This window comes from Kitasatospora sp. NPDC088264, assembly GCF_040685715.1.
Taxonomy (GTDB): domain Bacteria; phylum Actinomycetota; class Actinomycetes; order Streptomycetales; family Streptomycetaceae; genus Kitasatospora.
In genome coordinates this window covers 1-6,686 of sequence record NZ_JBFBIR010000122.1, presented here as the reverse complement: position 1 = coordinate 6,686, position 6,686 = coordinate 1, and the positions used below count along the sequence as shown (strand labels likewise).

Here is a 6,686-nt window from a genome sequence, read left to right as displayed (position 1 = left end):
GACGTGTAATGGTGACGTCGGGTATTGGAACTGTCCGAATGCCCTTGCGGTCAGAGTGGGGCGAGGATCATGAGGACCTCGTCGCGGGTGTCGTGGGGCGCGAGCCGGAGGGCTTCGGGCCAGCGACCGATCTCACGCCATCCGAGCCGCCCGTAGAAGTCCTCCAGGCCCTCGCCGCCCCGGGCTGCCAGATGGAGCTGTTCAAGGCCAAGCTCGTCGCGGGCGATCTTCCGAAGCTCGTGGACGAGAGCGGATCCGATGCCGCGGCCGCGGAAAGCGGGGTGGGTCTGGAGGTGGTGGATGGTGCCCCAGTGCCCGACGAGTCGGTAGGGATCGCGGTTGAGGATGACCCATCCGGCAAGGACGCCGTCGACCTGGGCGGCGAGGAGTCGGCTCTGCTGCGGGTCGAGACGGCTGAGGAGCTTGTCCGCGACGGGCACGACGTCGTCCTGGCCGACCGGAGGGAACGGGAATCCGGCGGCGCCGCCGGCGTTGGTGACCGCGATCCAGCAGTCGATCAACTCTTTCCGCAGTTCAGGGACGATGTCGTGCGGGTTGGCTATCTGGACCAGGTGAAGGGCGGAGTCGTTCGGCATGGGCGGAGGATGCCAGAGGGGTCTGACATCCTCCGCGGAGTCAGGACTGAGGTGACCCCTGTGATGTGGACACTCTGATGGCGGATCTTGATGGTCCGGGAAGATGGTTCATATGGCAGGGCGGAAGTACACCCCGGAGTTCCGGGCGGACTCGGTGGCGTTGTGGCGGGCCTCGGCGGGGCAGCGGATGATGAAGGACGTCGCGGCTGACCTGGGGATCACCCGGGAGACGGGGTGAGGGCTCCGATGGTCGCGTGGCCCTTGCGGTTCGCGGCGACGGTGCGGGCCAGTGCGGCGACGGGCTCGGGCAGCTGGATGGGTGCTCGGCCGAGGTGGAGACGTACTCCCTTGTCGGTGGCGTCGACGTCTTCGACGGTCAGCCGGGTGATCGCTGCCGCCCCCTGGGCATAGAGGAGGAGAAGCAGGCCGGCGAGGCGGTCTTCGGGCTTGACGGTGTCGTCATGCAGGAGACGCCGGGCGACGTCCCAGCGGTGCTGGTCGTCCAGGGGCTGGGTGGGGCCGAACCAGCGGAGCGCGGGAACGTGGACAGTGGTGAGCTTGTTGGTCCGAGCCCAGCGGATGAAGTGGCCGGCCGTTTGGCGGTAGGCGGCGGAGTCGTCGGTGAGCCAGCGGTCGAGGTCGGCTTGCCTGCAGGTGTCCAGAGCGAGGTCGTGGGCTTCCAGCCAGTTCAGGAAGGCGACAGCCGCATGGGTGCGTTGACGGACGGCGGTGAACTGCTGCGGAGTGACGGGGCGGCCGTTGTTGCGCTGACGCAGGCGTCTGACCAGATGCCAGATTGTGTAGCGGTGCAGAAGCTTGCGCCGGTCAGGGTCCTTCTGGGCGCCAAGGATGTCGGCGAGGAAGCGTTCGATCCGTGCCATGTGCTCGTCGCGTTCGGACGTGGCCGGTGGCCTGCGCCTCGATGCTGGAGGTGACCTTGAGGAGGCCGAACTCCAACCAGGCGGCCTCGCGTTCGCTGAGGGTCAGCGGTTCGCCGCGGTAGGCGTTGTGGACCTGCGAGGTGTCCAGCCAGACGCGGTCGCTGAGCTTCTTCCCGATGTTGGGTGCGGCGTCCAGCCTCGTGGCTTCGGCGGTGATGCCTAGGAACAGCCCGAAGTCGCTGGTCTGGGATTTGTATCGGTAGGTTCGCATGTTCTCTATTCGATCTCGCGGATCTGGCTCAGCGGTCGGGTTGCGGTTCGCGGAGTCCTCCGCTGGCCCGGTGGTTGACCTCCGGGGTTCCGAGCGCCCGCCTCTTGAGGACGTCGGGGTCATGTCCAGAAGAAGAAGCGGTCGAACCAGCTCCTGGCGTGAGAGCGGAGGTTCATCACGCCGTCGTAGTCGGCCCAGTTCAGGTGCTCGGGGACGGTGATGTATCCCAGCCTGCTGAGTATGTTGGTGATCTGGCTGTGGTCGATGGGATCGAGTAGGTAGTCGGTCTCCTCTTTGTCGTAGCTCATGGGGTTGCCGAGCGTGACGGTAGCGAGGTCACCAAAGTTGCTGACGATGATCGTGATGAAGTCGGCACTGGTTGTTGCATCGGCGGGGATGGTGATCCGCCCGTGGTAGCTGGCCTCCTGGGCGTCGCGCTCGACGTTGGTGACGCAGGCGAACTGTGTGTCGATGTCGGAGACGAGTTGGTTGAACCGTGTCCGGGCAGCGGCGTGGTCGTAGGCGTCGGGGAACTCGGCGTCGCCCGAGCTGTCCAGTTCCCGCAGGAGAGCCCAAAGGTGCTGTTCATCGGTGGTCATGTGCCACTCCTGCTCGGGTCGGGTCGGTTGTTCCGGCCGCTGACGTCAGCGGCGTAGGCGGTCCAGTCGCCGGCTGCGGCTCGTTGCCATTGGACGGCGACGCTGATGTGGATGCCGAGCATGCGTGCGAGTAGTGCGGCCGGAAGTTCCTCGGCGAGTTGGAACAGCGCCGCGGAGCGGGACTGGCCGGGGAGGATGCCGATGGCGCGGAGTCGCTCGGAGAGCCGGAACGGACTGATCGGATGTCCTGGTCGTCCGCCGGGGAAGAGCCAAGGCGATGTGTCGGGGGCGCCGAGTGAGGCGTGCCCCTGGCGGTCAGTGACCACGTGGAGGACGAGGTCGGCCAGGGGGTCGGGCAGCACGACTGGCACGCTCCCGAGCTGGAGCTGAACGCGCCGGTCGTCGCGGTGCACGTGGTCGAGGGTGAGTCGGCTGATCGCGGCGGGGCGCTGGGCGTAGAGGAGGACCAGGAGGCCGGCGACTCGGTCCTCGGGTTTGAGGGTGCTGTCGCCGAGGAGCCGACGTGCCTGTTCCCACCGGGTCTCGGTGTCGATGGCGCCCATCGGCCCGGTCCAGCGCAGTGCGGGCAGGTCGAGCCGGGTCAGCTTCTGGCCCTTGGCCCAGCGGAGGAAGTGCCCGGTGTGGGAGAAGTTGTTGGTGGTCGCCTGGGCGGACCACTGGTCCAGGTCGCCTTGCCCGGCTGTCGCGAGGGTGAGATTGTGCGCGGTGAGCCAGTCCAGGAAGCTCGTCGCCGCACCCAGGTGGCGCCGGGCGACGGCTGCCTGGTTCGCGGTCGTCTCCTCGCGGGACCGTTGGCGGATGCGCCGCACCACGTGCCAGGTGCCGTACTGGTGAAGGAGTTTCCGCTCCTCCGGGTCGGTGCGCTCGGCGATCCTCCGAGTCGTCCATCGTTCGAGCTGGGCGAGGCGCTCGTCTCGTCGGGGCAGGCCGCCGGTGGCGACCAGGACGCTTCGCAGATGGGCCAGGGTCTTGCTCGGTGGAAGGTCGTCGAGCGCGGCGTGGGTCAGTGGGCCGTCGCCCGCGGTCAGCCGGGCCAGGAGGTCCACGACGGCTGGGCGGGACAGCCAGCCGAGCGTGACTGCCGGCCGGTCGGTGTCGGCCAGGGCTCGGTGCAGTGGCTCCAGTTCGGGACGCAGGCCGCAGGTGCTGTCGTGGAGCATGCTGCGGAGCTTTTCATTCAGGTGGCAACGAGCGCAGGCGCTGGAAGTGAGCCGTCCACTCGTGCCGCAGTGGGGGCAGGTCTTCCAGAAGGCGGCGTCCGGGACGAGGCAGGTGCCGCACAACGGTGCCTGACGCGTCCCGCCGCGGACGATGTCCATGCGCCCGCAGGATGAGCACGTCGCACGAAGCCGAGCGCAGGCCGGGCACCAGGGCTGACCGGTGGCCTTGGCGATGAGGCAGGGGACGGTCCTCGCGCAGATGGTGCAGGTCAGGATGCGCTGTGGTCGGCAGGTCGGACACAGCGGGCCGTCGGCCGTGCGGGTGCTCACGCGTTGGCGGCGCCCGCACTGCAGGCAGTCTTCGAGGTTGTCCGGGTCGCTGATCAGGCAGTACGGACACAGAGGTCGACCCTGCGCGTCACGGGCCGCCGGCTCACGGAGCGTTCCGCAGCGGGCGCAGGCGACCGTGCGGGCGCGGGCGTAACAGGTGCGGCAGACCCTCATCCCGTCGCGCTGTTTCGTGAGCGGCACGATGCGGCGGCAGCGGGGGCACGGTGGCCGCTGAATCGTGGTGGCGCCCGCGTCGACCAGGGTGTCGATGAGCCTCAGCAGCATGGGGACAGGAGCCTTCGCGCCGTCCCCGGTGAGCAGTTCCGGGGCATCGCTCAGAATCCAGGCGAGTTTTTGCAGGTGGGCGTGCTTGGTGACGATCGTCTCCAGCGCCAGTGAGACCGTTTGAGCTGACAGGCCCGGGTCGATCCCGGTGATCAGGGCGACCAAAGTGGATGCCGGATCGGGGTCGTCCTGGTCCGGGCACTGGCCGCAGCGCGGCCGGCCGAGGCGGTCGCGGAAGGCGACCTGCCGTTCGTGGCCGCAGGCGGAGCACTGCTGCGGGCGGACGAAGCACGGTGGGCAGTACCAGTGTTCGGCGCGTCGCTGCATCGAGGTGATATCGCGGTCGCATTCCGCGCACCGCGGCAGTGCGATCCCGGCTGCCCCGGACTGCCGAAGCGCCAGGAGGAGGTCACCGACGTTCTTCGGAGCCGGCGACCGACCTGAGGTGAGGACCGAGGGGTTCTCGACCAGGGCCGCCGCGAGCCTGCGGCGCTTGGCGCGTCCGCCGCCGGTCTGCTCGACGATCCGCAGGACGGTGCCCCGGTCGAGATCGGGATCGGCCGTCATGACCAGGTCCACGACGGTGCCCACCGGATCGCGGATAGGGTCCGGTAGCGGCGTCATTCGTCGACCGGGGTGATGCGGGCCCGCTTCGGACGCAATGTTCCGACACCCGTGTCGGAGCCGACCGCCTTCCGCTTCATGGTGGTTCCGGCCACGGCCGTCGGCTCGATGAGGTCGTCCATGGTGCAGTCCAGGATGTCCAGCAGGGCCATGAGGATCTTCAGGCTCAGACGTTCAGGGCGTTCGACGACGAGCCGGTAGACCTGGCTGGAGGACAGTTCGATGCCGCGCTCGGCCAGCAGCGGGGTGATGTCGGTGGTGGAGAACATGCCGCGCGTCGCCATGACCTGCCGCAGATGCCACTGGTAGTCGAGCTTGCCCGTCATCGGCGGTACCTCCTCGTCGTCGCGTGCTCCTCGGTAAGCGCGGGTGTGAGCGCCTTGAGCAGGGCCGTGTTCATGAAGTCGCTACTGACATGGGTATATACAGCCGTTGAGCTGTCACATTCGTGTCCAACTTGGGATTGGATGAAGCGTCGGTCGACCCCGTCCTCGGTCAGATGCGTGACATAGCTGTGGCGGACGGAATGGACGACGAGCTCTCTCGGCAGCTTCAGCGCGTCACGGTAGGCGACGAACCGGGCGTTGATCTCCGCCGGCTTGATCCGGCCGCCGCGCTCGGTCACCCACAGTGCGGGGTGGTCCTGGCAGCCGAAGCGCGGTCTGACGTTCTCGACGTAGTCAGCGACCGCCTCCACCGCCCAGTCCATGACCGACAGCACGTTCCGGCGCCGGGGCGGCTGGCCTCTCTTCGCCTTGCCGTAGCGGACGTTGAGCGTGCCGTACCGGCCGAACTGCGGTGCTGACGCGTTGCGGCCGAAGTCCACCAGGTCGAGCTTGGAGGTCTCGGTGCGGCGCAGGCCCCACCCGTAGATGACCTTGAACAAGGTGGCGTCCCGGTAGGCGGCCAGGGCGCCCTTGCGCTTGGCCCGCACCGCGCGGTCGACCTGGTCGTCGGCGTAGTCCAGGAACCGCTGGATCTCGTCGCGGGTGAAGGGCCTCGCCTCGGGACTGCCCTCGTAGTCGTTGAGGTGCGCGATGGTGTTCCACTCGTGGCAGATCGCAACCGGATGCGTCCCGAAGGCGTCCTCACAGGCCACCGACCAGCCGTAACGCCCGTCAATGAGGAACTCGCTGAACAGCCGCAGACCGCCCTGGTAGCTGCGGATTGTGGACGGCGCCAGGTGCGACTCGCCGGTCAGTGACAGCGACCACTCATCTACATGGCCCGGCAGCCAGGCCCACGGGTACTCGTTGGTGAAGTCCACGAACCGCCGGACCAGTCGTTCGCGCGCGGTGATCGTGTCCTCCTGCAGCCCGCGGGCGGCCTGCTGAGCCCGCCACCCCCGCAGCATCGCCTCGACCATCGCGTCTTCCGGCCGCAACTGGGCCACCCCGGAGACCAGCTCCAGATGAGCCGCTCCAGCCAGATCCACCCGCCGCTGCTGCCCCACTCGCCCTCCCTCTCGAAGGGCAAATCATGCATCAGACGGGATGGTAATGCCAAACTCCCAGTTCAGAAAGCCAACATGACGTCGCATTGGACACTGACGGACACCCGCCTTGACCATGCGAGCTGCGGCTTTGCGCCCATCTGATGCAATTCCCGAGGGTTGGTGTAGATGGCGGTCGAGCTGTCGTTCTCGTGACCGACCTGCTGCTGGATGAAGCGGCGGTCGACACCGTCCTCGGTGAGGTGGGTGACATAGGCGTGACGGGCGGAGTGGGCGACCAACTCCTTCGGGAGCTTCAGCGCGTCTCGATAGGCGACGAACCGGGCGTTGATCTCCGCCGGCTTGATCCGGCCACCCCGCTCGGTCACCCACAGCGCGGGGTGTTCCTCGCAGCCGAACCGCGGCCGGACGTTCTCGACGTAGTCGGCGACGGCCTCCACCGCCCAGTCCATCACCGACAGCACGT

Annotated in this window: 9 protein-coding genes; 1 reads left to right on the top strand and 8 read right to left on the bottom strand. The window is 67.9% G+C overall.

Annotation, left to right across the window (positions count from 1 at the left end; genetic code table 11):
• Positions 1–50: 50 nt before the first annotated feature.
• Entirely contained in the window at positions 51–596 is a 546-nt protein-coding gene (locus AB0O82_RS38375) for a GNAT family N-acetyltransferase (protein ID WP_363589654.1), read from the bottom strand.
• 112 nt (positions 597–708) lie between these two features.
• On the opposite strand from AB0O82_RS38375, the gene AB0O82_RS38370 reads away from it, so the two are divergent.
• On the top strand, positions 709–834 hold the full coding sequence (locus tag AB0O82_RS38370; protein ID WP_363589655.1) for a hypothetical protein: 126 nt from the start codon (positions 709–711) through the stop codon (positions 832–834).
• Here AB0O82_RS38370 and AB0O82_RS38365 read toward each other — a convergent pair.
• From AB0O82_RS38365 to AB0O82_RS38335, 7 genes are all read right to left on the bottom strand, one after another.
• Positions 815–1,477, bottom strand: coding sequence for a hypothetical protein (locus AB0O82_RS38365; RefSeq protein WP_363589652.1), 663 nt, complete (start codon positions 1,475–1,477; stop codon positions 815–817). The two genes, AB0O82_RS38370 and AB0O82_RS38365, sit on opposite strands and share 20 nt — an antisense overlap.
• On the bottom strand, positions 1,422–1,748 hold the full coding sequence (locus AB0O82_RS38360; protein ID WP_363589650.1) for a hypothetical protein: 327 nt from the start codon (positions 1,746–1,748) through the stop codon (positions 1,422–1,424). The genes AB0O82_RS38365 and AB0O82_RS38360 overlap by 56 nt, the downstream gene beginning before the upstream one ends.
• 119 nt (positions 1,749–1,867) lie before the next feature.
• Entirely contained in the window at positions 1,868–2,347 is a 480-nt protein-coding gene (locus tag AB0O82_RS38355; protein ID WP_363589648.1) for a hypothetical protein, read from the bottom strand.
• A complete protein-coding gene (locus AB0O82_RS38350) occupies positions 2,344–4,734 on the bottom strand; it encodes a site-specific integrase (RefSeq protein WP_363589646.1) in 2,391 nt (796 codons plus the stop codon). Before AB0O82_RS38350 ends, AB0O82_RS38355 begins: the two co-directional genes overlap by 4 nt.
• 29 nt (positions 4,735–4,763) lie before the next feature.
• On the bottom strand, positions 4,764–5,093 hold the full coding sequence (locus AB0O82_RS38345) for a helix-turn-helix transcriptional regulator (protein ID WP_363589644.1): 330 nt from the start codon (positions 5,091–5,093) through the stop codon (positions 4,764–4,766).
• Complete coding sequence (locus AB0O82_RS38340; protein WP_363589642.1) at positions 5,090–6,220, bottom strand: tyrosine-type recombinase/integrase; 1,131 nt, start codon at positions 6,218–6,220, stop codon at positions 5,090–5,092. Before AB0O82_RS38340 ends, AB0O82_RS38345 begins: the two co-directional genes overlap by 4 nt.
• Positions 6,221–6,282: 62 nt before the next feature.
• On the bottom strand, positions 6,283–6,686 hold a 404-nt coding region (locus AB0O82_RS38335), incomplete at its 5' end, for a tyrosine-type recombinase/integrase (RefSeq protein WP_363589640.1).